Origin of the sequence: Xenorhabdus bharatensis, assembly GCF_037996705.1 — a bacterium.
Classification (GTDB): domain Bacteria; phylum Pseudomonadota; class Gammaproteobacteria; order Enterobacterales; family Enterobacteriaceae; genus Xenorhabdus; species Xenorhabdus bharatensis.
On the sequence record NZ_JBBMXG010000032.1, the window covers coordinates 1 to 21,806 of the forward strand.

The following is a 21,806-nucleotide window of genomic DNA, read 5'->3' on the forward strand; positions in this document are numbered from 1 at the left end:
ACCGAAACTATTTAACATGCACCACCCCATACATGCTGTCCAGTTTTGACCAGTCTCATGTGAACAAATCGCAGCATAAGTTCCCATTGAAGCGAAAAGCGTCGTACCAGCCACTAGGCAAAGAAGAAGACATTTCTTCATAGTTATTTTCCACCTCGTTACTATCACAAAAACTGGGAAATGTAATAAATCCACGACACCATAACAACAAGCGAATAATGCTTAACAATTGATTAACACTTGAAACTCAACCCAATATTCCTTTACCCATTCCCTGAGTGGCTAAAGGAATACCCCAAGCCATCACATCCGTGGTGGTTTTTTTATATCTGAATTTCACCGCGTCTCGCTCGACGTAAAAACACCAAAGAACCTTTCAGGATAAGCCTTGAGGAATGCCAGTAGTGGTCTGGTTAACCCTCTTTGGGCTGGTGATTCCTGAGCGCAAGGTTTATCACTAAAAGGAACTAACCATGAAAGAAGTGATAGTCATCCCTCCATTCGATTTCCAAGAAATGGTAACAGCCGTACAAGATAAGGTGGTCACGACGAGCCTTAAAATCGCGTCCTATTTTGGCAAACGGCATGACAACGTTTTAAGAAAAATTCGTCAGGTTAGAGATGAATGCCCGGATGATTTTGCTGCCCTCAATTTTGAGGAGGCTGATTTCATTGATAAAAATGGTGATGTGCAGCCGATGTTCAACTTGACTAAAGATGGTTACATGTTGGTTGTCATGGGATTTACTGGCAAAGCTGCAATGCTAATCAAGGTTAACTACATTCAGGCTTTCAACTGGATGGCGGAGCAAATTGACAGATGGAGAGACTTAGGTGAAGAGGCACAACATCGTCATGCTCTGAAAGTTGCGAAATCTGAAATTAAAGCTCGAATGGGTAGTCGCATGATGAACGATAGAAAGAAAGAGAAGAAGTTACTGGAGTTGGAGTATGAGCAAATTTTATCTTTGATGCAGCCAAAATTACTTTTTGATGAGGATTAATAGATCAAAAGAAACTACAGGAAATCCTATAGTTTCTATCAAATACTCAAAGGACAAAAAAGTCCTCTGCAATAAAATCAAATGGTTAATTCCAAAAAGCATCCTAAAAAGGGTGCTTGATAGAGTTTTGTGTAAGTTTTAGGCGGGTGGGGTCTCGCTCAAATGGCGTGATATATAAACCGAGCCAGTTGTTTGTTCTGAATTCAATCAAAGAGAGGTAAATATGCCTGAGCACCAGATACCACCGGGACTGCGTCCGATCAGACCTTTGCCTGATATCGCTCCTAAAGAAGAGGCCAAGGCTAAGATGTTGCTGGATATCGTCAAACTCAAGCGATACTACGGACTCAATAACGAAGAATTAGAGCAGGTCATGAAGATGGCTTGTGAATTATCGAAGTAAGGAAAGGAAATGGCGGCTAAAAACAAAGTTGGTCGCCCCTCTGATTATTTACCGGAGGTGGCTGATGATATATGCGCATTGCTTGCCGACGGTGAAAGTTTAAGAAGCATTTGCAAGCGTCCGGGAATGCCAAACAAGTCCACAATCTTTCGTTGGTTGCGTGAGCATCAAGATTTTTGCGACCAATACGCGCACGCACGCGAGGTTCAGGCGGAAACTTTAATTGAAGAAACGCTGGAGATTGCTGACGATTGCATCGCTGATCCGGCGGAAGTGGCGAAAGCAAAATTACGGGTTGATACGCGCAAGTGGTTCATTACGAAGGTTGCGCCCAAGAAGTATGGCGAACTGGTGAAGCAGGAAATTGATCACAAGTCGAGTGATGGAACTATGACCCCGAATAATATTGACCTCAGTCACCTGACTTTTGAGCAATTGCAGGCATTGAGAAAAAATCGTGAAAAATAGCTCTATTTAACATAATGGATCTTATCGGAATCGCCACTTTCCAACTCAATCAAAATGTTACCTTAAACGGGTAAAAGTCTCACTCTTCTGTCTAATTTTCGGGCTTTTATTTGTTGCTGATTTGTTATCAAAAACGTGAAAATCATTTCACCGTGATTTTAGCTCGAACCGCGTATTTTTCTCACTTTGGGCACTGACATGGATATCGATAATGCAATGCTGGATGAGGCTATCGAAAGAGAGATTGCCCGGCGCAGTCTGCATGAGTTCATCCAGTACATAAATCCTGAATATATTACCAGTAATTTTTCACGTCAGGTTTGTGCGGCCTTAGATGAATTCCTGCTGGATATGATGAACGGACAACGCCCGATACTGATACTGGGTGCGCCGCCACAGCATGGTAAATCAGAAATTGTTTCACGTTACCTGCCAGCTTACTTTTTTGGTAAATACCCAGATTTACGGGTTGCCGGGCTGTCCTACGGTAAAGACTTGGCCTCTGATATGAACCGTGACGTACAAAGCATTATGATGAGTGAAGAGTACATTCGTTTATTTCCAGCATCAGCACTGAATGTGCGCCGCGTCGTAACGATTGAAAGAGAGGCTAAACGCAATTCAGAAACATTCGAAATTGTCGGTAGAAAAGGGGTTTATATCAGTCAAGGGGTTGGCGGGCCATTAACGGGAAAGCGCGTTGATTTAGGTATTATTGACGATCCGATTAAAAACGCCAAAGAAGCCTTAAGCCCAACAACGAAAAATGCCATCTGGAACTGGTATGTCTCCACTTTCAAAACCCGTCTGTCAAAAAACAGCGGGGAGATCATTATGGCGACTCGCTGGGCAACGGATGACTTATCCGGCAAGGTCATTGAATCCAGCTCAAAAGCAAGGGTGCTGGCGTTCCCTGCCATTAATGAGCACGGTGAGGCATTAGTGCCTGAACTCCACCCGATTGATTCTTTATTGGAAAAGAAGGCGTTGTTTGGTGATTACTTTTGGTCAGCCATGTATCAGCAATCGCCAAAACCGTCCGGTGGTACGATTTTCAAGGAAGACTGGGTCAATTATTACTTGCTGAAAGACCTCCCAGAGAAATTCGATAAAGTTATCCATAGCTGGGATATGACCTTTAAAGACGGTGAGGGGACGGATTACGTGGTTGGTCAGGTTTGGGGCAAGAAAGGGGCGAATTCCTATTTATTACATCAAACACGTGCACGGATGACGTTCACTGAGACCCTGCAAGCCGTTAAGAAGCAATCAGCAGACTTCCCCGAAGGTCGCCGTAAATTGGTGGAAGATAAAGCTAATGGTCCTGCGGTGATTGATTCACTCAAAAGTACGGTATCAGGTCTGATTCCAATCGAGCCGGACGGAAGTAAGATTGCCCGTGCTCACGCAGTTACCGCTGAATGGGAAGCAGGCAATATTTTCTTACCCCATAAAGACATTGCGCCGTGGGTTGTAGATGCTGTCAATGAAATTACCACATTCCCTGTTGGTGCTCATGATGACGTGGTGGACTGCATGACACAGGCCATACGCGACCTGTATCAGAAACGACGCGGTATCAGTATGAATCAGGAAATTATTAATCAGGCGATGCGCAATTCACGTCACGCTACTCGTTGGTAAAAATCACTATGGCAAGAAAACAAAAGCGTCAGGCGATAAAGCCTCGTCGGGGATTGGCATTGTCTCAAACCCTAGCAGAAAAGCTGGAGTCAGGGCAGTACATCCTCACTTATGAAGAAATTAAAGACATTTATGGTCCGGCAAAAACATTAGGCGCACCCAAAGCAGCGGCGTTGGCAATGGACAGTGCCCTCAGCGCCTCAGGCGCATACACGCTTATTCAGCATGCATGGGAACATGGTCAAGGTTATGCGATGGGCCCGTCCTTTATGGGCTATGCCGCACTGTCATCATTAACCCAAAATGGGCTAATTCGGGCGTGTATTGAAACTGTCGTCGATGATATGACGCGGGAATGGATAGAGATCAAAGCCGTGGAGATTGACGGTCAGGGTGACAGCAGTGAAGATAAGAAGGCCATTGAAGACGCCTTGATTGATTTCAAGGTCAAAGATGTCTTTCACAAAGCGGCGGAGTTTAACGGTTACTTTGGTGGTTGTCTGATATTCATTGATACTGGCGCATCTGACACCCAATTGTTGGTGCCGCTGGATATCTCAGAAAAGTCAGCAGAGCTGAAAAACTTAAAACGCTTTGTGCTGGTGGAGCCGATTAATATTTTTCCCGGTCGATACGAAAGTACTGATCCGCTCAGTCCTCGCTATTTCAGCCCGGATACGTGGTGGGTATTAGGGAAAGAGGTTCATGCCTCACGACTCATCCGCATCTGTGGTAATGAAGTGCCGATATTGCTCAAGCCCAGTTATAACTTTATGGGTATGCCACAGGCGCAGTTGCTGTATGACTATGTGATCCATTTTCAGGACAGTCGAACCTCCGCCGCACGGTTGCTGGAGAAGTTCTCGCTCACGGCGTTAAAAACCAATATGGAAGATATTCTGACTAACCCTAATGCCACTAAAGGATTGGATGGACGATTGGCGTATCTGGCTCGGCATCGCTCCAATGATGGTATTTTGGCGATTGATAAGGAAATGGAAGACATTGTGAAGCTGGAAACGCCGCTGTCGGGTGTGACTGATATTGTTCGCCAGATGTTGGAATTGATTGTCGTGATAAACCGGACTCCAGCGGTTAAATCATTAGGTATCTCACCCAGCGGTTTTAATGCCACCGGGGACAGTGATATCCGTAATTACAATGATCATGTGAAAAGCCAGCAAGAGAAAATCTTCCGTACCGGCCTGCAAAAAGCACTAAATATCCTTCAGGTCGTCACCTTGGGCCGATTGACGCAATCTGTCACTTTCGATTTTGTCGATTTAAATAAGGATGACGCCAAAGCCGCAGCGGAAACTCAGAAAATGAAGACCGACCGTGATGTTTCGTTGATTGATACCGGGGTGATTTCGGAAAAAGAGGTCAGGCAGCGCTTATCTGCCGATCCTGACAGCGACTATTTCGGCATTGATGTTGATAACGTTCCAGAGGGTCACTATGGGGAAGAAGAAAATCAAAACGGGCCGCTCTACACGCCCCAACGCGGGGCTGGAGCAGGAATATTACCGCCGGATGCAGGCTTTAATTCAGGAGATGGCGAATTCGGTTGATTATTGGCTATCTGCTGAATACAAACGCCAGCAACCGGAGATTGTCGGTGATGCCTCACCTGCCAAAGAATTAACGGAAAAACTCTTTGCCATCAAAGGGCGATGGAATACGAAGTTTGGGCAGATGGCGAAGTCAATCGCTGTCTGGTTTGTCAACCGGGCCAATACCTATGCGTCACATTCAGTCAAAAACAAACTGAAAGCAGACAGTATCACCGTCAATATGCGCGTCACACCCGCAGTACAGAATGTGTTAGACAGCCTGTACGAGCAGCAGGTCAGTCTGATTACCTCCATTCCTGAACAGTATCTGACACAGGTACAAACGTTAGTGCAGCAAAGTGTGGTTAACGGGCGGGATATTGGCTTTCTGAAAGCCGAGCTGAAAGAACGCTATCGTCTGACAGAAAACCGAGCTAAAACCATTGCCCGAGACCAGAACGCTAAAGCCACCAATGCCATTGCCCGGGAGCGTTGCCGATCAACGGGGATTACTGAGGGGATTTGGATACACCGCGCCGGGGGCAGTAAATCCTATCGCGAATCACATATCAGCATGAACGGGCAGCGATTCATGTTGAGTGAGGGGGGTTACGACTCGCACGTGCAGCGTCATATCCAGCCCGGTGAGTTGATTAACTGTAAGTGTGATTTCCGGCCTGTTATTCCTCAATTTGGAAATACTTAATCTATGCCTACATTGAAAGAAAATAACTCTGTCGTCTTTGACGAGGGGAGCCGACGACGCATTGATGCCAACGGCTACCTCCACGTTTCACAGACGCATCTGACTAAAGAACAGGTTGTACCTTATGTCGGGCGGGAAATTCCCGGCTGGGAGACGCTGGCATTAGACCCAGACAGGCTTTATTTCGGTTATCGTCCCGCCGATGAACTGGAAAAGGCCAAGGCCACGTTTAACGGTATCCCGCTACTTTATCGTCATGAACAGGACAGCGCCGAACAGCCATTAAAAGAATTGCGGGTAGGCTCTATCGGCACAACGCCAGTATGGGAACCACCCTATCTGGATAACGCATTAACCGTAACCGACCGGATGGCAATTGATGCCATTCAGGATGGATCACTTAAGGAACTCAGTTGCGGCTATTTTTTTGAGCCTGACTTTACATCAGGTGAGTTTAACGGTGTTGCCTATGACTTCGTGATGCGTCATCTTCGCGGAAATCATGTGGCACTGGTTAAAGAAGGTCGGGCTGGCCCCGATGTCTTTGTACATGACGGCAAGCCGTCTCAATTACAGGAACATGCAATGTCACAGGAAAATACCGCACCGAACAGTGCAGAAAATAAGGGTCCTATCACTCAGGATAACCCGAATGAGGCTCAGTCTACGGAGAATCAGAAACCGACAGAGTTTGCGATAGATAATGATGCCGTCAAAGAAAAGATGACGGAACTGGAGTTGGCCACGGATGATGAAGCTGCCGTACAGACCTTTATCAGTGGGATGCAGTTTGCGCATGAACTGGCAGAAGGTGAACCAGTCACCGCGCCGGTTGGTGATAATGGTCAGGAAAAACCTAATCCAGTGAATGATAATCCCCCCGGAGAAAATACCGGCGAGAGCAAGAAAGAGTCACCGGCAATGGACCGCAAACCCAACATTACGATGGATGCCAATACGATTCGTCATCAGGCGGTTGAGCAGGCGAAAGCCCATTTTCGGGCGCTTAATGAAGCCGGGCAGAAAGTCCGCTCGCTGGTGGGTGAGGTCGATGTCATGGCGTTTGACAGTGCCGAAGCGATTTATGCCCATGCATTGAAAAACAAAGGCTATGATCCCAAAAAATACGACAAGAGCGCGTATAAGGGCATGGTCGATGTGCTGGCAGCGCAAAAGCCATCGCCATTTACTCAAAATCCGGTGATGGATGCCGCTCCAAGTAGTCTGGAAGGTCCCTTCGCAGGCTTAAAAAACATCAAAATTTAAGAGGCTATTATGGCATTACAAAAACAGGTCGGCCTGTACTATGCTCCGGCGGTGCCCGGTGACAGGGCCACGCAAAACCCGGTGATTTATACGCAGGGTAACCCAAGGGCAGAAGGGGATATCACCATCGGGCATTTCGTCTTTGCGGGTACAGATCCGTTCAGGCAAGTGAAAGCCTCCACAACCGGTAAAGATGCCCCGGTGGGCTTTGTGGAACGTATACTGGCGTACTACAACTATAATCTGATATCGCCGGGTGCGATGGATATCCCTGATCAAACGGATGTAACCGTTGCGGTACGGGGTGATTTCTGGTGCGCGCCCAGTAATCAGAACGTGGCTATTGATCAGGCTGTCTTTGCATCCACCACTGACGGTAGCATTCAAACCGCCGATGCGAAAGCGACCCTTGACGGGTATGTTAAAACGAGCTGGACAGTCAAATACTACGACGCCGACAGCAACCTCGCCATCATCTCGAACTGGCAGACCGCCTGATTCCTGACTGACATTATTCACGCATGACGCGACACTCTGAAATAGCGGGTGGGCTTTGTCATGCGTGCGGAGAACCCAATGAGTAATATTTCTTTTGAACAAGCCAAGCAATACGGCTTTATTTTTAATGGCGCCCGTCAGTGGATCACGCCCGGTAGTATACCGAGACTGGCTCAGGATGCGGCACTGATTACCTCGCCAAACTCCACTGTTCCCGCTGAATTGCTGGCCTATGTTGACCCGACGATTATTGAGATCCTGACTGCGATACGTAACGCCCGTGAGGTGTTCAGCGAAGAGAAACGCGGCGACTGGACCACACCGTATATGAAGTGGCGCGCTAATGAGGTCACAGGTAACACGGCGGCTTACTCGGATTTCGGGCATTCCGGGACATCTGGCACGAACTACGAGTGGCATACCCGTGAACAGTACCGTTTTCAGACGGTGACCCAATACGGTGATCTGGAAGCGGACATGGCTTCTGAGGCGAAAATCAATCTGGCTGCCGATAAGCAACGCGCCGCCGCGACGATTATTGATATTGATAGCAATAAGTTTTATCTGCTGGGAGTCAAAGACCGCGAGATTTACGGTGTACTGAATGACCCGAATTTAAATCCGGCTATTGCCGCGGCCCCAGTCGGTGAAAAAAGCTCTACCAAGTGGGCAGATAAAACCACGCAACAGCGTTACCGGGATATCCTGAACCTGTTTGCTCGGCTGGTGAGTCAAACAGGCGGTCTGGTGTCAGAGCGTGATGAACTGATCATGACTATCTCACCATCTGCCCGCGTGTTGCTGGGGGATGCGACAGACTTTAACGTTTCTGTGATGAAAATGCTGGAAACCTACTTCAGTAATCTCAAATTGGTGAGTCTGCCGCAACTGGGCGGGCCAAGTGGTGAGACTATCCAGCTCATCGCCCCGAAAGTTGCGGGCATGGAGACGGGTTTATTGGGTTTCGGGGAAAAAATGCGGGCAGGTCGTATTGTGCCTGATTTATCTTCTTTCTCGCAGAAATTCACGGCAACCACTTATGGTGCAGTGATTCGAATCCCTGCGGCGATTGCGCAAATGACAGGCATTTAAGCCTGACACAATACAACAACATTTAATGGTCTCTCTGGAGGCCATTTTTTTATATCGGAGAAAAGCAGTATGTCAAAAGGAAAAACCGTGAGTGTCCGCCTGAATCATCCGCATGGTATTGAATTTCCCATGCCGGACGGTTCCAGTGTGGTTTTGAAAGGGAACGCCTTTTATCTCTTTGGGCAGGAAAAAGGAAAGCTCCCCGTAGGTCTATTCGGTGAAACGCGAGTAGACGCGGACAAATGGGATTACATCCTGACGCATTATGGCGAGATGGAAATCTTCAAAAACCAGCTGTGTGTCTGGGATGAGAAAACGACCAGTGCCAACGATAAAGCCAGCGAGAAAAAAGAACTGCGCCACGGGCGCGAGCCTGTAGATACTAGCAAAACAGCCACGGAGCCGGTGAAGGAGAGCGCCTAATGGCAATCGTCACCTTTGACAGTGGCGCCTTCCTTGAACTGTATCCCCGCTTTGCCGGTGTCCTGACGAAAGGACAGCTACAGCAGGCGTTTGATGTGGCCTGCTTACTGCTCGATAACTCGGATAATTCGGCTATTCCCTATGAGCCTGACGGCACACAGGAACGCAAGACCTTACTGTATCTGCTGACCTGTCATATTGCTACGGTAGCGCTCTGGGGGAATAACGGTCAGGCAGGCCCAGCCACCAGTGCGACAGAAGGTTCGGTCAGTGTTTCGTTTGCCGTGCCGGATGCCGCCAATGCATCGTGGTTTAAGCTCACGCCGTGCGGACAAATGTACTGGCAGGCGACCCGTAAGTATGTGGTTGGCGGGCGATACTCAGCCGTAAAACATTATCATCCTTGGGGGTGAATCATGGTGATGAAAGGTGGGGATAAAATCAGGGCCGCATTAGCACTCCTTGCGGGTACGCAATCCATTGAGGTTCGTGCGGGAGTATTGGCAGGTGCCACTAACGAAAAGACCGGTGAACCTATCGCCCCTTATGCGGCGGCTAACGAATACGGCACCCGTAATATTCCACCACGTCCTTTTATGCGCGGTACCATTGCCAATCAGTCCGATGAATGGGGTCGGGTGCTTGGTGCTCAACTCCGAGGACGCATACAGGAATCAGGCGGGATTGAAGCCGCATTTGAAACGGTAGGTAAGATAATGGCCGATGATATCAAAGACAGTATCGAACAGTCATTACCGCCTCCTAATGCCCCGGCAACGGTCGCCAGAAAAGCGAAAAAAGGGATCGCCTCGCCCGATAAGACGCTAGTGGATACTGGCAGTATGCAACGAGCAATTGATTACGAAGTTATTAAAGGCGGGGAATAACAAACCCGGTATCAAATTCAAACTAATAACCTCCTTTGTGGAGGTTTTTTATTTCTGGCGCTATCACGAGCGCAAATACCAAGAGTCTTGAGGGATAGAGTCTGAGGTTGGGCGATGGTTGTCATCGTACCGTCTTGGGTCGCTCATTCCTGCGTGAACAGACTCTATCACCTGAAGGTATCCTACGATGATAAAAATAATTCCAATGGAATATGACAAACAATTGTTTCCGTTTAACAATGATTGCTGGGTGAACGCCACTTTTGCTGCTCAACACTTCGGCAAGAGAACACTTGATTGGTTGAGGCTGGATTCAACAAAAGAGTATGCCAAAGAAATTGGTGAAGAGATTGATATTCAAGCAATAAATTCTAAAGGTGAGATTTCTCACCTTTTAGTTGAGGTAAGAAAAGGGCGCCACGGCGGTACGTGGATCCACCCTGAGTTAGTTATCGAATTTGCCCGCTGGTTGTCACCTAAGTTTGCCAGAGCCTGTGACAGGCATATCAAAAATATGCTGATGGCTCAGAACCTGACTTTAACAGAAGAGCAGGTGATCGGGCTGTTAACCTATCAGGAGGCTACGACGTGGGAAAAACGCTTCCAAGAGCCATATTATCAGGCGTTATCCAAGATGACCGGTCTGCCTTATTTTGGGCATGTTGGCGGAAGTCCTGCATTGTTTGGACAGATTACCGCCAAATGGGTTTATGGTATTGCTTTGCCTGATTATGTCTATGAGGCAGCCAAAGAATCCGCTAGAGATAGTAAAGATAAGATTCATCAATATCTGAAAGACGACGCTTTAGATGCTGTTGCGGCGCAAATGACGGCGATCACTCACATTGCAAAAAGCTGTGTCGATTACAAAGATTTTGAAGCCCGATGCACAGCGGCATTTAATGTGAAAGGTCAAATGAAGTTAATTTACTCAAGTGTAGCGTAACCTCCTTCGGGAGGTTTTTTATACCCGAAAAGGTGAGAAATGATTAATGTCAGAACTATCGCCAATAACCTCATTACCACCGTTAACCCGAATATCAGTGCGGTTCTGCGCACAAATGAGGGCTACGCGGTCACAGATTCCGGCAAGCAGATCCCCAAATATACCGAGCATGACATCACCGTGCAGCTTCAAAGTCTCAGTACGCAGGATTTAGAACATCTGGGGGTGATTAACCAGCAGGGGCAATACATCTACGCTTATGCCCGGGGGCAAATCTCCGCTATCCGGCGCGCCAAGCAGAAAGGGTCTGACCGGATAAGGTTTGCCGCTTACGGGGAAAATGAAGTCTCTGAGTGGAATGTCACTCAGGTGATTGAATCTTACCCGACATGGGTCAAGGTGCTGCTATGGCGACAATAACAGTCACACATGGCGATATTTTTACCGAGGTGCGAAAGTACCTTATTGCGTTATTTTCATGTGATGTGATGCAAGGCTATCAGAATGACGTGCCAGTGCCTGAAAGTGGTATTGTCATGCACGTTCTGTTTGAGCGCGATATTGACTATACCGCTAATTACTACCATCACGAAGCCTCAGCCATCACAGCACAGCGTTCTGTCGAGCTGTCCATGCAGTTAGATTTTTACGGCGAGGAGGCTGACTCACGGGCAAGGGTAGTCGCTAACCTCTGGCAGTCCAGTTATACCACGGCTCGGCTTGAAAAATGCCAGCCCCTCTACAGTGAGGCACCGCGAAAAATGGTGCTGGTCAACGAAGCGAACCAGTATGAAAACCGCGTGATGCTTGAAGTGAAACTGCAATACAACCCTGAAATCACCTATTCAGTGGATAACACTGATTCATTCTCTCTTGATCTCAATTCTATTTAAGGAATCTCCATGAACACTATTCCGGCAAGTGACATTGTCAGTGTCCTGCCCGGTGTCGTTGGCACGGGCGGAAATCCTCTGGCACTGAACGCGCTGTTTATTACCAAACAAACACCTAATGCGATGCTGGGTGTAAAAGCCTTTGGCGATGCTGAACAGGTCGCTGATATCTTTGGTGCAAAATCTAAAGAGCATGAAGCGGCACAGTGGTATTTTGCGGGCTTTGTCGGCGCCACAGCCCGGCCTGAAACACTGTATATCGCGTCCATGATGACCAGTGACCAACCCGCTAAACTCGTAGGTAGCAAAATGCCCGTCCGTGACTTTAACCACGTTCCGCAAGGATTGGCGCTGGAGATTGACGGGAAACGTCAGGTGGTCACTATTACGCCTGACAATATCAAGTCTTATTCTGCATTGGCAGAAGCGGTATCGGCATCACTCGCCAAAGCAGGGGTGTGTAAGTATGACTCCGGTAGCCGTACCTTCTCCATTGAGGGCGCAAAGAAAGGCAGCGACGGTACGATTGGATTTGGCACCGGGGATTTAGCCGATTACATGGGCCTGAGCGAAGACACAGGCGCACAGAAAAACGACGGTATCAATGCCGATACCATTGAAGAACTGCTGCCCCGTATTACCAAAGAGACCAGTAATTTTGTCTCGGTAATGGCACTCGGTAATTTCAGTACGGACGAGAAAATCGCGATTGGTAGATGGGTGACATTACAAGGTGATCGTTATCTCCATGTACTGTATTCCGACAGCAGTGAGAAAGTCGTGCTGGAAGTTATCTCTAATACCATTATCGAATCGGATATTGGCGGCACGCACCTGATGTTTGGTGATCACACGCACGGCGCGTTTGTCTGTGGTTATCCGGCCTGCCTGAGCTTTGATGAGCTGAACGGGCGGACTAACTTTGCCTTCCGCCGTCAGGAAGGACTGAAACCCTCTGTCAATGACAAAGCACTGGCGGATGAGTTACTGCGCCTGAAATTCAATTTTTACGGGGCTTACGGTACGGCGAATGACCGCTTTATCTTTGCCTATCCGGGGTCAGTATCCGGTAAGTTCAAGTGGTTGGACAGCTACGTTAATCAGATCTACCTGAACAGCCAGTTGCAGCTTGCGCTCATGACCATGCTGGCGAATTTCAAAAACATTCCCTACAACGATAACGGCGCAGCTATTCACCGTGCGGCTATCAAAGACCCGATTGACCAGATGCTGAACTTTGGTGCTATCCAACGCGGGATTGCATTGTCAGAGCAGCAGAAAAAGCAAATTAACAATGAGGCGGGCTTTGATGCCGCGACCCAAATAAAAACCGAGGGATGGTGCTTGCGCATTGGTGAAGCGACTGCGCAGACACGCGGACTTCGCCGCTCTTTGCCGTTGAAGCTCTGGTATGCCGACGGTGGTAGCGTCCAACAGGTCACGCTTCCCTCTATCAATGTTCAGTAAGGAGTAAACCATCATGCCAATGGGACATAACCCCCTCACAATCACCTCTGCCAATGCGGTGTTGATGTTGCGGTGTCAGGGCGTTTATGACGATTACGTCACGATTCAGGGCTTTCAGGCGGATAACGCATGGGAATTCGGTGAAGTGACTATCGGGGAAACCCGGTTAGGGGTCGATGGTAAACAGTCTATCGGCTACATCCCCCATGAAACGCCGTGGACACTGTATCTGGAGGCAAACAGCCCCTCAACACAGGTACTGGAAAATATCCGCAAGGATTTCAACAGTAATATGGAATCACGCTATATCGATATCATCATTGAGATGCCTTCCATCAAAAAACGCTACACAGGGACGGGGGGCTTAATCAGCCTGACCGGAGGTGCGAGTGGTAAAAAATTACTGGACGGCACCAGCTACAAATTCAACATGGTCACCAACGGCGCAGAGGAAATCGCATAATGTCACTGTTAAACTCCAAAACTATCACTATTGAATCAGGCCGTGATGCAGGGAAGACCTTTGTGATTACGGAAATGCCGATAGTCAAAGCCGATGACTGGGCGATGCGCGCCTTGTTTACGATTGCCAACGGCGGTGTTGATATTGGTGATATCCGGCCTGAGATGGGCATGATGGCGATGGCGCATGTGGCGATCAAGGCACTGGCGAACATCCGGGCGGAAGACGGTATTCCGCTGCTGAATGAACTGCTGGACTGCGTACAAATCGTCCCATCCGGCGGCAATGCCCGTGCCATTGAATTTAATGCCGATATCCGGGATGTGAAGACCCTGTTCTTGTTGCGTAAGGAAGCGCTGGCAATTCATATCGATTTTTTCACACAAGGCGGTGGCTCAGACTTGAACAGCTAAAGGCCGGGCTGCCGCTGAAAGCCGGGGTACTGGCGGAGACCGTGAATGTGTCTAGCGTGGTCTTTCAGGTCGTGACCGCCGGCTATGCCAGTTACCATGAGTTAGCCACGGTCTACGGTCTTGAGGCTGCCATGAACCTGATAGAAATCGGTCAGGCCAGTGAGTATAACAAACGTCTCAAGGAAGAGATGGAAGGCAAACACCCTTAAACTCAGGCAGAAAAGCTATACTTAACGCAGGTTATCTTGCTGTGAGGTGTCCGATGTTCAAGAAAATCGCTGCGGCTTTACTGTTATTTCCGTGTACGTTACTGGCAGACAGTGGTGTGTATACAGGGGAGGACGGTAAGCTGGCTATCCGGGATGGTAACTATTTCTGTGATATGTACCCCGCTTATATCTTTAAGGATGCACAAAATCTCAAGGGCTTTCCGTCCGGTTACTTTCCGAAAGCCATGATGAATGTCGGTACGGATGAAGACGGTAAGTACATTGGTGTTGATCTGCATCCGGGCATGGCTTTTGATGCGAGACCGTCAGGTTCATGGGGATATGTGAGCACCAGTCTGGGAACCGGCTCAAGAAGTCCGTCAGAAGTGAGCTATCATGTCGCCAGAGATGACAACAATTTTGCGTATGTGATTGGCACGGAAAAAGCCGGTGTGATAGCTGCGCTAAGCAGTAGCGATGCGTTTAGCCCGGTGAATGCAGTACTGGGCAAGTGCAACCGGATGGGGGAATAAAAAGCCCGTTACGGGCTTAAAGTACACTTTTTGCCAGCTCAGAGAGCACTTGTGACACCGTGCCTGCGTTAGCGAATAAGGTATCAACGCATTTACCTACGACAGATTCAGCGCCTTTTTCTTTCAGCAATTGCAAAAGGGTTTTCTTTTCTGACTCAGGTAAATTGGCAGACATAATGATAGTTTCAATCTGCTCAAGGGTATTTTTGTGGATCTTGATAGTAACGGCATTTAATTCACTGCCAATAGTATCCACATTGGCATAATCGAACCCCTTTGCGGTCAATGCCATAAAATCCGTGCGAAAGGTGTAGCGACCGTCAAAGCTAAAACCCACGGCATCAGGGTTAATTAACCCAATATTCATCAAATAGCGAGTGTCGTCAGCCATTTGATCCCAGCCTAACATATCACCCAAAAGATTCAGTTTCTCATCACTGATAGGTTGTAATGGCCTGTCAGGGTTATTTAGTGCGCGAATAATCATAAGATGTCTCTCTTTCAGCGTTGCCATTTATTTTCTCTTTTTGTTCGCTGGGGTGATTAAATCATAATCGATTTTGTTGCTGGGGAGTAGCAAAACCACTGCCGTCTGAGGTGGTTAAATATGCAGACACATTAAACCAATAACGGGAGAAGAATAATGAAATTTGAAAAATTACCAGATGATGTGAGAGCCGCAGCAGTTGAAACGTATAAAACGATTGCTATTCGCGAGTCAGGTTCAGTTGATGATGAATGCAAAGAGCAACAAACAGCCAGACTGGAGAATCTGGCTGAAAGTATAGTGAGGGGTTTTTCAAAACTTTGTGATTCAGACAGTGAATATGGCAGAGTTGGGTCAAGTCAACGCGAACGCTTAAAAGTGCGCGGGATTGAAATAGTAATATCGGAGTTAGCAAAAGAAGAAGGTATTACCTTTGATCAAGCTATAAAGTTGGTCGCCAATATGATTGATATCAGGCGAGCCAACTTACCTAAAGATGGTCAAATCCCCGTAGTTTGTAATGGTTAATTAGATTAATAAAGTGAAGCTATCCAGTTAGTCAATATACTAATAAATATTACTCTAATTAAGGTAATAGTGAACGGATGGAATTACTGATATATTTCGGGGAATGACAATGAATTCATAAGGGAATATGCATGTCCTTACTGGAAGAAATGCTTTTTAATATCGTGTGGCTGGGTATATTTGGCTGGGCTTTTTGGTTTATTTCCATTCCAATGGTAGCTGTTTTCATATTTATGGCCCGTAGAAAGAAAACTGGTAGAGCTGGGAAAATTATATATTCAATATGTGCTCTGTTATTTTTATTGCCAATGCTATCACTCCCATTTGCTGCATCTGATTTTGGCATTTTCCCACCATCAATGGATTAAACAATTTAACCACCAAAAACCAGCCTCGCTCAATGCGGGGTTTTTTTACGCCCAAAGGAGAGCTAAATGGCTACCCTCGTCGATACATTGCTTGTTTCACTCAAACTGGATATGAACGGCTTTGCCAGTGATGCTAACAAGGCAACCAGAGCGCTTGATGATCTGGATAAAAAGGCTGGTGGTGCGTCCACTGCGGTAGTGAAATTCTCTGATGGGGTGAACGAAGCCGCAGGCAGTACCACAGACTTTGAACAGTCTAACCAAAAACTGGCTAAATCCACCGATAACGTGGGGAAGTCAGCCAAAAATACATCCAATGTTGTCTTGAATTTTTCCGATAATATCAAAGGGACGACAGAGAAAACGCAGGACTGGGACAAGGCGATAAACGGTGCAGTCAAAGCCTTAGCCGGACTGTTTACCACTATCTTTGTTTCGACAGGACTTACGAAACTGATTGGTGAAATATCAAGCGCCAATGACAAGATTTACTTTCTGAGTAAGAACCTCGGTATGAGCGCGGAGACCATTAAAAAATGGCAGAATGCAGCAGAACAGACGGGCGGTAGCGCTGATGGTATGGCAGCCACGATGTCAGGTTTAAGTAAGTCACTGTGGGATTTGGTGACTGTAGGTGATGCGCAGGTTCTGACTTATTTTAATGCATTGGAAGTGGCTGTAATGGATTCACAAGGTCAACTCCGCAGTCTGGATGACATTCTGTTAGATATGGCTGACAGCATGTCCAAGATGCCACGCCCACAAGCTTATAACATCGGTAAACACATGGGATTGGATGACGGAACAATCAATCTATTGCTTGAAGGTAAAGAGGCTGTTCAGAAACGTCTGGATGCACAGAAGAACCTTGTTATCTCCACTAAAGAAGAACTGGAACTTAACCGCAAGCTCAGGGAACAAAACGCCGTCCTCAGCCAACAATGGGAAGGACTGAAAACGCTGGTGGCGAATTACCTGATACCGCGCTTACTGAAACTGTCTCAGATGGTGACGGGGTTTCTTGATTATCTGAATAAGAATCGGGAGACAGTCATAACACTATTTCAGGGAATGGCTGCGGTTATCGGTATCACTTTAATCCCTGTTGTTGCAAGAGCGGCCTTAGCGGTATTAGCTCTGTTTGCTCCGTTAATCACTGGTACTGGCTTAATTTTTGCCTTTATTGCTGCGTTATGGCTTCTCTATGACGATTACAAAGGCTGGAAAGAAGGCAAGGATTCGTTCTTTGACTGGGGCGCAATGCACAAGTCATTCGTCTGGATCATGGAGCAGCTAGAGAAGCTGGAAAAATGGTTCAAAGGGACAACGATTGGCAAGTGGTTCACTGATACTAATGGTGAGCTTAATCTTCTTAAAACAGCCTTTGCGGGACTGGCTGCTTATATTGCTATTGGTTGGGTGGGTAAGATTTTAGGCGCTTTCAGTAAGGTAGGCAGAGGTCTTAAGGGAATAGGCAGGCTGGCTATAGGCGCGGGTGTTGCTGCTGTAGCCTTAGATTCTTATGGTCGCATTGATGACCTTAAAAAAGAGGCTAAGGAAAATGGCGTAGATGTAGGGACGCACTTGTACAACAAAATTAAGGAAAAAGAAAAGGATGCAGAGCCATTTTTAACATGGGATGGCGCATGGGAGCTAATGAACAGGTATGGTGTTTTCAGAACCTCTGATGGTGAATGGTTCTATGACAGGGAAGAAGCCCGAAAACATCAAAAAGACATAGGACAGGGCCACCACATTACCCCGACCACCCTAGATATCCCAACAGGCGATCCTGATCTCGACAGACGCAAACGCAAAGTTCAGCGCGGTGAAATGACTCTTGATGAATTAAACGGTGTCGCCCCGAATGCCAATAAGCTAAAAGGTCAGGCTGCTCTCAATGCCATGAGAGGATATTTTATGGAGCTTGAGAAGAAGGAGGGGCTGCCAGCAGGATTGTTGTATGCTATTGCTACGACTGAGTCATCGGGTAATCGGTTCTCTATTGGCCCAGAGACTGCCTCTGGTACAGCGAAAGGACCGTTTCAATTTATGCCGAAAACTGCCGCAGCATATGGGCTAAAAGGTGATGATGTTTTTGATTGGTATAAATCATCAGATGCTGCCGCCAAAATGTTAAGAAACTTATCGAAAGAGTTTGGTGGTAAATTAGATGAAATGCTGGCTGGGTATAATTGGGGAAGCGGAAAAATGCGCGAACATGGTATGAATAACATGCCAAAACAGACACGCGAATATATTCCCAAAGTCAAAAAACTCATGACTAAGGAACAAAACAACCGGAAGGCACAAGGTATTGCTCAGTCAATCTCTGACTTCCAAGCAAGAATGAATCAACCAATTATCCCAAACATGGATATGAGCGCACCTCATGAGTTCCTTGCCCAAACTGAAAGAATACGCAGTATGCCTATGGGTGGTACGACTAACATTAAAGTAGATATGAATGGTAATGTTAATGTTTACTCAAACTCAGACACAGTCAAAGGCACTGTATCAGACGGCGGGGAGGCAATCAGGACAAGTTTGTCTCAGCTAGTATCGTCAATGAGTTGATTGCTGGTGGTAGGCCACGGAGGGTTAATTCGATTTTTGCTACATGTATAACATTTAATACAAAATGATAGCAATGTGCCCCCATCTTTCTAAAGTATGCGTTTAACTTGCTCCCATCTTCCTCAATCGTGCTTATATAAGTCGCTAATTGCCGTTTGTCGGTGGTTGTAAGATTAAGTAATGTATCATATAGTGATACTTAGTGACACTCTATGACTGTTTGTGACTCACTATGATCAACTATTTGATAAGGTAAAACGTCATGAATCTATCACTACTAAGAAGTTGTTTAGCAGGAGTTTTATTTGGAGGCGCGTTAACAGTTCCTTCATTTGCTGCTGAGCCAGTGGATTCAGGGGACGAACGCAGTATGTTTAATGTAGGTAAGACTATCTGTAGTCTGGATGAGTTAAAAACTCAATATCAAGAAAGAAGAAAAACTATTGATTTATTAGCTAATGAAATCAGTGATTATTATCTAAATCTTCTGAGCCTTGATGAAAGCCAAGTCCGTGGAACTATGATTCAAAACGACTTGGAAATGAATAAAGCCTGTGAAACCACAATAAAAGGGTTTGAGCAGGGGCTTAAAGCCATGTTAAAGCAAAACCGACCTGATGAAGAAAAACAAGAAATACGGCTCTATCTTAAATCCGTGGCAAAAGCCAGGTTTGAGATAGTGCGGTTAAATGACTTTTCTCGTCAGTTGTTTACTTTGCCTACTATTTATAAAAGTGACATAAATAAAGCTGCGCTATCAGAACTGGCTGCTTATACAACTAAAAAGATTGAGTCTGAAAATTATTCATTTACCGGGTGATAAATGGAGCAAGTGGACGTATCAATAAACAAATACACAAGGAAAGATTTTTTTGATGACGTCTTCCTTAAGCATCCAGATCTTGAGCAAGCTATATTGCAAGACTTTAAGCATTATAAAGAGACTGGAGAAGTTCCCGATTATTTTGGTCGTGATGTCGCTTATACTCAACCAGAAGCTGCATATAAATCATGTCTGATGCATATTCATCTTTGTTTTCCGCCTGACGCATTCCCCAAGAACAGAGTTCAGTATTATAGAACTTGTAAATCAGGTGACACTAAAAACGATGCTTGTTTGGTTTACGTTCAAGGGCTTTTGGAAGAATACAAATATTCCTTATTAGCAATAATGCACCCTGATGCCCACGGTAGAGCCAGGAATCCTAAGATAATGGGTTATCTAGCAAGAATAGCTCAAGATTTCAGAGACAATAATTAACCCGCCCCGCGCGGGTTTTTACTTTCCAATACGGTAACAGGAACTGTAACGGATGCAGGCGAGGCGGCAAGATTGAGCCTTTCTCAGATTATGACATCAATGGGCTAAGCGGGAATCTCCGCTTAGCTTAAGAGTGTTTAATGGGTTCGACGGATTCAAAGGTAGGGAAGCCGCCACTGCCGCAGATACGGACGGATAATTTTAATTTAGCGTCTTGTTTTATTAGAAGGCGAATATAGCCATACGCAAAATTTGGAATGTCTTTATAGATCGGAGAAATATCAAATGTCTCATAATCACCCTTACTAGTTTTTACCCTAAAGGTATCTACAGTACTGTCATCTGGCCCAGTAGAAATAACAGTAACTCGTTGCGTTACTGGGTTGGAACAGTTCAACCAAGGATCAACCCCGTTAAGTGGCTTGGGAACATAGTAAATACCATATATTTTCCCGTTATCAATATTCATGTAGAAGCCATTACCGGCATTAAACATAGACTCATATTTTTTATTCTCTGCTGCCAGAGAAGGTAATGCCATTACAGTGGCAATTATAAGGAGTGCGGCTTTTATTGGTCTCATTACATTGCACCTCAAATTAGTTGATTTTATGTCTACAGCATAACACTAATTTATTTAGCCTGTGTTTTATTTGAACATGATGGTTATACTTGGAGAAAACTAATTATTACATGAGGTGATGAATGTTAAGAAAATTTGCCGTTGTTTTATTTTTAGTGCCTAGCATTGCTAACGCGATGTGGTTTACGCAATCTGATGAAAATATTTTCAATGAAAAAAAAGCATTTATGATAGGGCAATTATTTAATTCATCATCTGCTATCGCTTTTGATTGTGAAGACGGGGAACTATCTATCTCGTATTTGGAGGATGATAAAATAACAGAAGACGAAATAAGCGGAACGCCAATGAACCTTATATTCAAGGTAGATTCCAATCCTATTGTTAAATTTAATGCAGTTATGGAGAGAAGAAACAAGGATACTATGGCGGTAACTAGTAGCGAAAAAAGCGAAATTATAAAAATCCTCTCCCAGCTAAGAAACGCCAAATCTAACTTCATGTTTGGAATAACAAACCCTAATATAGACATGAAGCATTCCGGGAAAGGTGACATTAAAAACTCAACAAAAGCTGTGAATAAATTTATCTCAGATTGTGGTATTAAAGTTGATTAATACAGCCCCCTACGGGGCTTTTTCTTTTAAAATCATTAAAGTCCAAATCTGGACTATACCTTACCTAGCGATATGCAAATATGCATAGTGGTCAAAAATCAATCATCACTATTTTGGGTGGCATTTCTCCCGGAACTTTTGCTCATGAACTTCTCGCTGTTTCCTATGCTGGTTGGATAAGCCCTTCATTCCAACTTCAAGTAAACCAAACCTTCATTGATTACCGCACCGGCAAACTGACTACACAACCTCAATTATCAAAAATGGAAATGATCGCAGCTATTGCCACAAATGCTGTCCGTAGCGAAAAGAGAATTTCTGTCATTGAACAGAAAGTAGAACAAATGGAGCAAGGCACTATCCCCGTTGGTTATCAGGGTTACAGTTACCTGAAAGCTAATTATGGATTGAGTGATGCCAAGAGTAGACAGTTAGTCATGGCTTGGTCGGTTCCTCACAAAAAAGTACCTCATGTTGCACCGGGTGGACAGGTCATCCAGATGTCAGTTGTACATGA

General features: G+C 46.0%; 28 protein-coding genes and 1 pseudogene. 27 read left to right on the forward strand and 2 right to left on the reverse strand.

Going from position 1 to position 21,806, the window contains the following annotated elements; translation table 11 throughout:
* Positions 1 to 473: 473 nt before the first annotated feature.
* The 20 genes from AAC855_RS19875 to AAC855_RS19970 all read left to right on the forward strand — a co-directional run bounded on the left by AAC855_RS19875 (position 474) and on the right by AAC855_RS19970 (position 14,868).
* Positions 474 to 1,004, forward strand: a complete 531-nt coding sequence (locus tag AAC855_RS19875) for a Rha family transcriptional regulator (RefSeq protein WP_340611870.1) — start codon at positions 474 to 476, stop codon at positions 1,002 to 1,004.
* 223 nt (positions 1,005 to 1,227) lie between these two features.
* On the forward strand, positions 1,228 to 1,407 hold the full coding sequence (locus AAC855_RS19880; protein WP_340611872.1) for a hypothetical protein: 180 nt from the start codon (positions 1,228 to 1,230) through the stop codon (positions 1,405 to 1,407).
* A gap of 9 nt (positions 1,408 to 1,416) precedes the next feature.
* A complete protein-coding gene (locus AAC855_RS19885; protein WP_340611874.1) occupies positions 1,417 to 1,875 on the forward strand; it encodes a terminase small subunit-like protein in 459 nt (152 codons plus the stop codon).
* A 198-nt stretch (positions 1,876 to 2,073) separates the two neighbouring features.
* On the forward strand, positions 2,074 to 3,519 hold the full coding sequence (gene terL / locus AAC855_RS19890) for a phage terminase large subunit (RefSeq protein ID WP_340611876.1): 1,446 nt from the start codon (positions 2,074 to 2,076) through the stop codon (positions 3,517 to 3,519).
* A gap of 8 nt (positions 3,520 to 3,527) precedes the next feature.
* Entirely contained in the window at positions 3,528 to 5,090 is a 1,563-nt protein-coding gene (locus AAC855_RS19895; RefSeq protein ID WP_340611877.1) for a DUF1073 domain-containing protein, read from the forward strand.
* Complete coding sequence (locus AAC855_RS19900; protein WP_340611879.1) at positions 4,978 to 5,778, forward strand: phage head morphogenesis protein; 801 nt, start codon at positions 4,978 to 4,980, stop codon at positions 5,776 to 5,778. Before AAC855_RS19895 ends, AAC855_RS19900 begins: the two co-directional genes overlap by 113 nt.
* A gap of 3 nt (positions 5,779 to 5,781) precedes the next feature.
* Positions 5,782 to 7,044, forward strand: a complete 1,263-nt coding sequence (locus AAC855_RS19905; RefSeq protein ID WP_340611880.1) for a DUF2213 domain-containing protein — start codon at positions 5,782 to 5,784, stop codon at positions 7,042 to 7,044.
* A gap of 9 nt (positions 7,045 to 7,053) precedes the next feature.
* A complete protein-coding gene (locus AAC855_RS19910) occupies positions 7,054 to 7,542 on the forward strand; it encodes a structural cement protein Gp24 (RefSeq protein ID WP_340611881.1) in 489 nt (162 codons plus the stop codon).
* A gap of 78 nt (positions 7,543 to 7,620) precedes the next feature.
* Positions 7,621 to 8,634, forward strand: coding sequence for a major capsid family protein (locus tag AAC855_RS19915; RefSeq protein WP_340611882.1), 1,014 nt, complete (start codon positions 7,621 to 7,623; stop codon positions 8,632 to 8,634).
* 69 nt (positions 8,635 to 8,703) lie between these two features.
* Positions 8,704 to 9,057, forward strand: a complete 354-nt coding sequence (locus AAC855_RS19920) for a hypothetical protein (RefSeq protein ID WP_340611884.1) — start codon at positions 8,704 to 8,706, stop codon at positions 9,055 to 9,057.
* Entirely contained in the window at positions 9,057 to 9,470 is a 414-nt protein-coding gene (locus AAC855_RS19925; RefSeq protein WP_340611886.1) for a DUF4054 domain-containing protein, read from the forward strand. The genes AAC855_RS19920 and AAC855_RS19925 overlap by 1 nt, the downstream gene beginning before the upstream one ends.
* Positions 9,471 to 9,473: 3 nt before the next feature.
* Positions 9,474 to 9,944, forward strand: a complete 471-nt coding sequence (locus AAC855_RS19930) for an HK97-gp10 family putative phage morphogenesis protein (protein WP_340611887.1) — start codon at positions 9,474 to 9,476, stop codon at positions 9,942 to 9,944.
* A gap of 187 nt (positions 9,945 to 10,131) precedes the next feature.
* Complete coding sequence (locus tag AAC855_RS19935; protein WP_340611888.1) at positions 10,132 to 10,890, forward strand: KilA-N domain-containing protein; 759 nt, start codon at positions 10,132 to 10,134, stop codon at positions 10,888 to 10,890.
* 39 nt (positions 10,891 to 10,929) lie between these two features.
* Positions 10,930 to 11,310 (forward strand): hypothetical protein, encoded by a 381-nt coding sequence (locus tag AAC855_RS19940; protein WP_340611889.1) that lies wholly within the window; start codon positions 10,930 to 10,932, stop codon positions 11,308 to 11,310.
* Positions 11,298 to 11,783 carry a phage neck terminator protein gene (locus AAC855_RS19945; RefSeq protein WP_340611890.1) on the forward strand — a complete coding sequence of 162 codons (486 nt, stop codon included), beginning with the start codon at positions 11,298 to 11,300 and terminating at the stop codon, positions 11,781 to 11,783. The genes AAC855_RS19940 and AAC855_RS19945 overlap by 13 nt, the downstream gene beginning before the upstream one ends.
* A gap of 9 nt (positions 11,784 to 11,792) precedes the next feature.
* Positions 11,793 to 13,250 carry a DUF3383 domain-containing protein gene (locus tag AAC855_RS19950; RefSeq protein ID WP_340611891.1) on the forward strand — a complete coding sequence of 486 codons (1,458 nt, stop codon included), beginning with the start codon at positions 11,793 to 11,795 and terminating at the stop codon, positions 13,248 to 13,250.
* A gap of 13 nt (positions 13,251 to 13,263) precedes the next feature.
* Positions 13,264 to 13,713 (forward strand): phage tail fiber protein, encoded by a 450-nt coding sequence (locus tag AAC855_RS19955; RefSeq protein ID WP_340611893.1) that lies wholly within the window; start codon positions 13,264 to 13,266, stop codon positions 13,711 to 13,713.
* Positions 13,713 to 14,126, forward strand: a complete 414-nt coding sequence (locus AAC855_RS19960) for a hypothetical protein (protein ID WP_228859672.1) — start codon at positions 13,713 to 13,715, stop codon at positions 14,124 to 14,126. The genes AAC855_RS19955 and AAC855_RS19960 overlap by 1 nt, the downstream gene beginning before the upstream one ends.
* Positions 14,127 to 14,173: 47 nt before the next feature.
* Positions 14,174 to 14,335, forward strand: a complete 162-nt coding sequence (locus AAC855_RS19965; RefSeq protein WP_169926669.1) for a hypothetical protein — start codon at positions 14,174 to 14,176, stop codon at positions 14,333 to 14,335.
* Positions 14,336 to 14,388: 53 nt separating this feature from the next.
* Entirely contained in the window at positions 14,389 to 14,868 is a 480-nt protein-coding gene (locus AAC855_RS19970; protein WP_340611894.1) for a hypothetical protein, read from the forward strand.
* A gap of 16 nt (positions 14,869 to 14,884) precedes the next feature.
* Here the strand turns inward: AAC855_RS19970 and AAC855_RS19975 are convergent, their stop codons facing one another.
* The gene (locus AAC855_RS19975; RefSeq protein ID WP_340611896.1) at positions 14,885 to 15,382 is read right to left on the reverse strand and encodes a hypothetical protein; all 498 of its coding nucleotides are present in this window, start codon (positions 15,380 to 15,382) and stop codon (positions 14,885 to 14,887) included.
* 129 nt (positions 15,383 to 15,511) lie between these two features.
* On the opposite strand from AAC855_RS19975, the gene AAC855_RS19980 reads away from it, so the two are divergent.
* The 5 genes from AAC855_RS19980 (at position 15,512) to AAC855_RS20000 (ending at position 20,089) form a co-directional block, all read left to right on the forward strand.
* Positions 15,512 to 15,883: a hypothetical protein gene (locus AAC855_RS19980; protein WP_099125859.1), complete on the forward strand. Its 372-nt coding sequence runs from the start codon at positions 15,512 to 15,514 to the stop codon at positions 15,881 to 15,883.
* Between the two features lie 131 nt (positions 15,884 to 16,014).
* Positions 16,015 to 16,251, forward strand: coding sequence for a hypothetical protein (locus AAC855_RS19985; protein ID WP_340611898.1), 237 nt, complete (start codon positions 16,015 to 16,017; stop codon positions 16,249 to 16,251).
* 66 nt (positions 16,252 to 16,317) lie between these two features.
* Positions 16,318 to 18,828: a transglycosylase SLT domain-containing protein gene (locus AAC855_RS19990; RefSeq protein WP_340611899.1), complete on the forward strand. Its 2,511-nt coding sequence runs from the start codon at positions 16,318 to 16,320 to the stop codon at positions 18,826 to 18,828.
* Positions 18,829 to 19,090: 262 nt separating this feature from the next.
* On the forward strand, positions 19,091 to 19,648 hold the full coding sequence (locus AAC855_RS19995) for a hypothetical protein (protein ID WP_340611900.1): 558 nt from the start codon (positions 19,091 to 19,093) through the stop codon (positions 19,646 to 19,648).
* Positions 19,649 to 19,651: 3 nt separating this feature from the next.
* Positions 19,652 to 20,089, forward strand: a complete 438-nt coding sequence (locus tag AAC855_RS20000; protein WP_340611902.1) for a type II toxin-antitoxin system YafO family toxin — start codon at positions 19,652 to 19,654, stop codon at positions 20,087 to 20,089.
* A gap of 127 nt (positions 20,090 to 20,216) precedes the next feature.
* Here the strand turns inward: AAC855_RS20000 and AAC855_RS20005 are convergent, their stop codons facing one another.
* Positions 20,217 to 20,672, reverse strand: coding sequence for a hypothetical protein (locus AAC855_RS20005; RefSeq protein WP_340611904.1), 456 nt, complete (start codon positions 20,670 to 20,672; stop codon positions 20,217 to 20,219).
* Positions 20,673 to 20,794: 122 nt separating this feature from the next.
* Between AAC855_RS20005 and AAC855_RS20010 the strand changes: the two genes are divergently transcribed.
* Together AAC855_RS20010 and AAC855_RS21710 are read left to right on the forward strand one after the other, a co-directional pair.
* The gene (locus AAC855_RS20010; RefSeq protein WP_340611906.1) at positions 20,795 to 21,289 is read left to right on the forward strand and encodes a hypothetical protein; all 495 of its coding nucleotides are present in this window, start codon (positions 20,795 to 20,797) and stop codon (positions 21,287 to 21,289) included.
* Positions 21,290 to 21,414: 125 nt separating this feature from the next.
* Positions 21,415 to 21,529: pseudogene (locus AAC855_RS21710) on the forward strand (KilA-N domain-containing protein); the annotation flags it as partial.
* Positions 21,530 to 21,806 lie beyond the last annotated feature (277 nt).

What these genes read in the sequence shown, in the direction of transcription:
- AAC855_RS19875 (WP_340611870.1), top strand. Translation starts at nt 474, where the DNA reads ATGAAAGAAGTGATAGTCATCCCTCCATTCGATTTCCAAGAAATGGTA.
- AAC855_RS19880 (WP_340611872.1), top strand. Translation starts at nt 1,228, where the DNA reads ATGCCTGAGCACCAGATACCACCGGGACTGCGTCCGATCAGACCTTTG.
- AAC855_RS19885 (WP_340611874.1), top strand. Translation starts at nt 1,417, where the DNA reads ATGGCGGCTAAAAACAAAGTTGGTCGCCCCTCTGATTATTTACCGGAG.
- terL (WP_340611876.1), top strand. Translation starts at nt 2,074, where the DNA reads ATGGATATCGATAATGCAATGCTGGATGAGGCTATCGAAAGAGAGATT.
- AAC855_RS19895 (WP_340611877.1), top strand. Translation starts at nt 3,528, where the DNA reads ATGGCAAGAAAACAAAAGCGTCAGGCGATAAAGCCTCGTCGGGGATTG.
- AAC855_RS19900 (WP_340611879.1), top strand. Translation starts at nt 4,978, where the DNA reads ATGGGGAAGAAGAAAATCAAAACGGGCCGCTCTACACGCCCCAACGCG.
- AAC855_RS19905 (WP_340611880.1), top strand. Translation starts at nt 5,782, where the DNA reads ATGCCTACATTGAAAGAAAATAACTCTGTCGTCTTTGACGAGGGGAGC.
- AAC855_RS19910 (WP_340611881.1), top strand. Translation starts at nt 7,054, where the DNA reads ATGGCATTACAAAAACAGGTCGGCCTGTACTATGCTCCGGCGGTGCCC.
- AAC855_RS19915 (WP_340611882.1), top strand. Translation starts at nt 7,621, where the DNA reads ATGAGTAATATTTCTTTTGAACAAGCCAAGCAATACGGCTTTATTTTT.
- AAC855_RS19920 (WP_340611884.1), top strand. Translation starts at nt 8,704, where the DNA reads ATGTCAAAAGGAAAAACCGTGAGTGTCCGCCTGAATCATCCGCATGGT.
- AAC855_RS19925 (WP_340611886.1), top strand. Translation starts at nt 9,057, where the DNA reads ATGGCAATCGTCACCTTTGACAGTGGCGCCTTCCTTGAACTGTATCCC.
- AAC855_RS19930 (WP_340611887.1), top strand. Translation starts at nt 9,474, where the DNA reads ATGGTGATGAAAGGTGGGGATAAAATCAGGGCCGCATTAGCACTCCTT.
- AAC855_RS19935 (WP_340611888.1), top strand. Translation starts at nt 10,132, where the DNA reads ATGATAAAAATAATTCCAATGGAATATGACAAACAATTGTTTCCGTTT.
- AAC855_RS19940 (WP_340611889.1), top strand. Translation starts at nt 10,930, where the DNA reads ATGATTAATGTCAGAACTATCGCCAATAACCTCATTACCACCGTTAAC.
- AAC855_RS19945 (WP_340611890.1), top strand. Translation starts at nt 11,298, where the DNA reads ATGGCGACAATAACAGTCACACATGGCGATATTTTTACCGAGGTGCGA.
- AAC855_RS19950 (WP_340611891.1), top strand. Translation starts at nt 11,793, where the DNA reads ATGAACACTATTCCGGCAAGTGACATTGTCAGTGTCCTGCCCGGTGTC.
- AAC855_RS19955 (WP_340611893.1), top strand. Translation starts at nt 13,264, where the DNA reads ATGCCAATGGGACATAACCCCCTCACAATCACCTCTGCCAATGCGGTG.
- AAC855_RS19960 (WP_228859672.1), top strand. Translation starts at nt 13,713, where the DNA reads ATGTCACTGTTAAACTCCAAAACTATCACTATTGAATCAGGCCGTGAT.
- AAC855_RS19970 (WP_340611894.1), top strand. Translation starts at nt 14,389, where the DNA reads ATGTTCAAGAAAATCGCTGCGGCTTTACTGTTATTTCCGTGTACGTTA.
- AAC855_RS19975 (WP_340611896.1), bottom strand. Translation starts at nt 15,382, where the DNA reads ATGGCAACGCTGAAAGAGAGACATCTTATGATTATTCGCGCACTAAAT.
- AAC855_RS19980 (WP_099125859.1), top strand. Translation starts at nt 15,512, where the DNA reads ATGAAATTTGAAAAATTACCAGATGATGTGAGAGCCGCAGCAGTTGAA.
- AAC855_RS19985 (WP_340611898.1), top strand. Translation starts at nt 16,015, where the DNA reads ATGTCCTTACTGGAAGAAATGCTTTTTAATATCGTGTGGCTGGGTATA.
- AAC855_RS19990 (WP_340611899.1), top strand. Translation starts at nt 16,318, where the DNA reads ATGGCTACCCTCGTCGATACATTGCTTGTTTCACTCAAACTGGATATG.
- AAC855_RS19995 (WP_340611900.1), top strand. Translation starts at nt 19,091, where the DNA reads ATGAATCTATCACTACTAAGAAGTTGTTTAGCAGGAGTTTTATTTGGA.
- AAC855_RS20000 (WP_340611902.1), top strand. Translation starts at nt 19,652, where the DNA reads ATGGAGCAAGTGGACGTATCAATAAACAAATACACAAGGAAAGATTTT.
- AAC855_RS20005 (WP_340611904.1), bottom strand. Translation starts at nt 20,672, where the DNA reads ATGAGACCAATAAAAGCCGCACTCCTTATAATTGCCACTGTAATGGCA.
- AAC855_RS20010 (WP_340611906.1), top strand. Translation starts at nt 20,795, where the DNA reads ATGTTAAGAAAATTTGCCGTTGTTTTATTTTTAGTGCCTAGCATTGCT.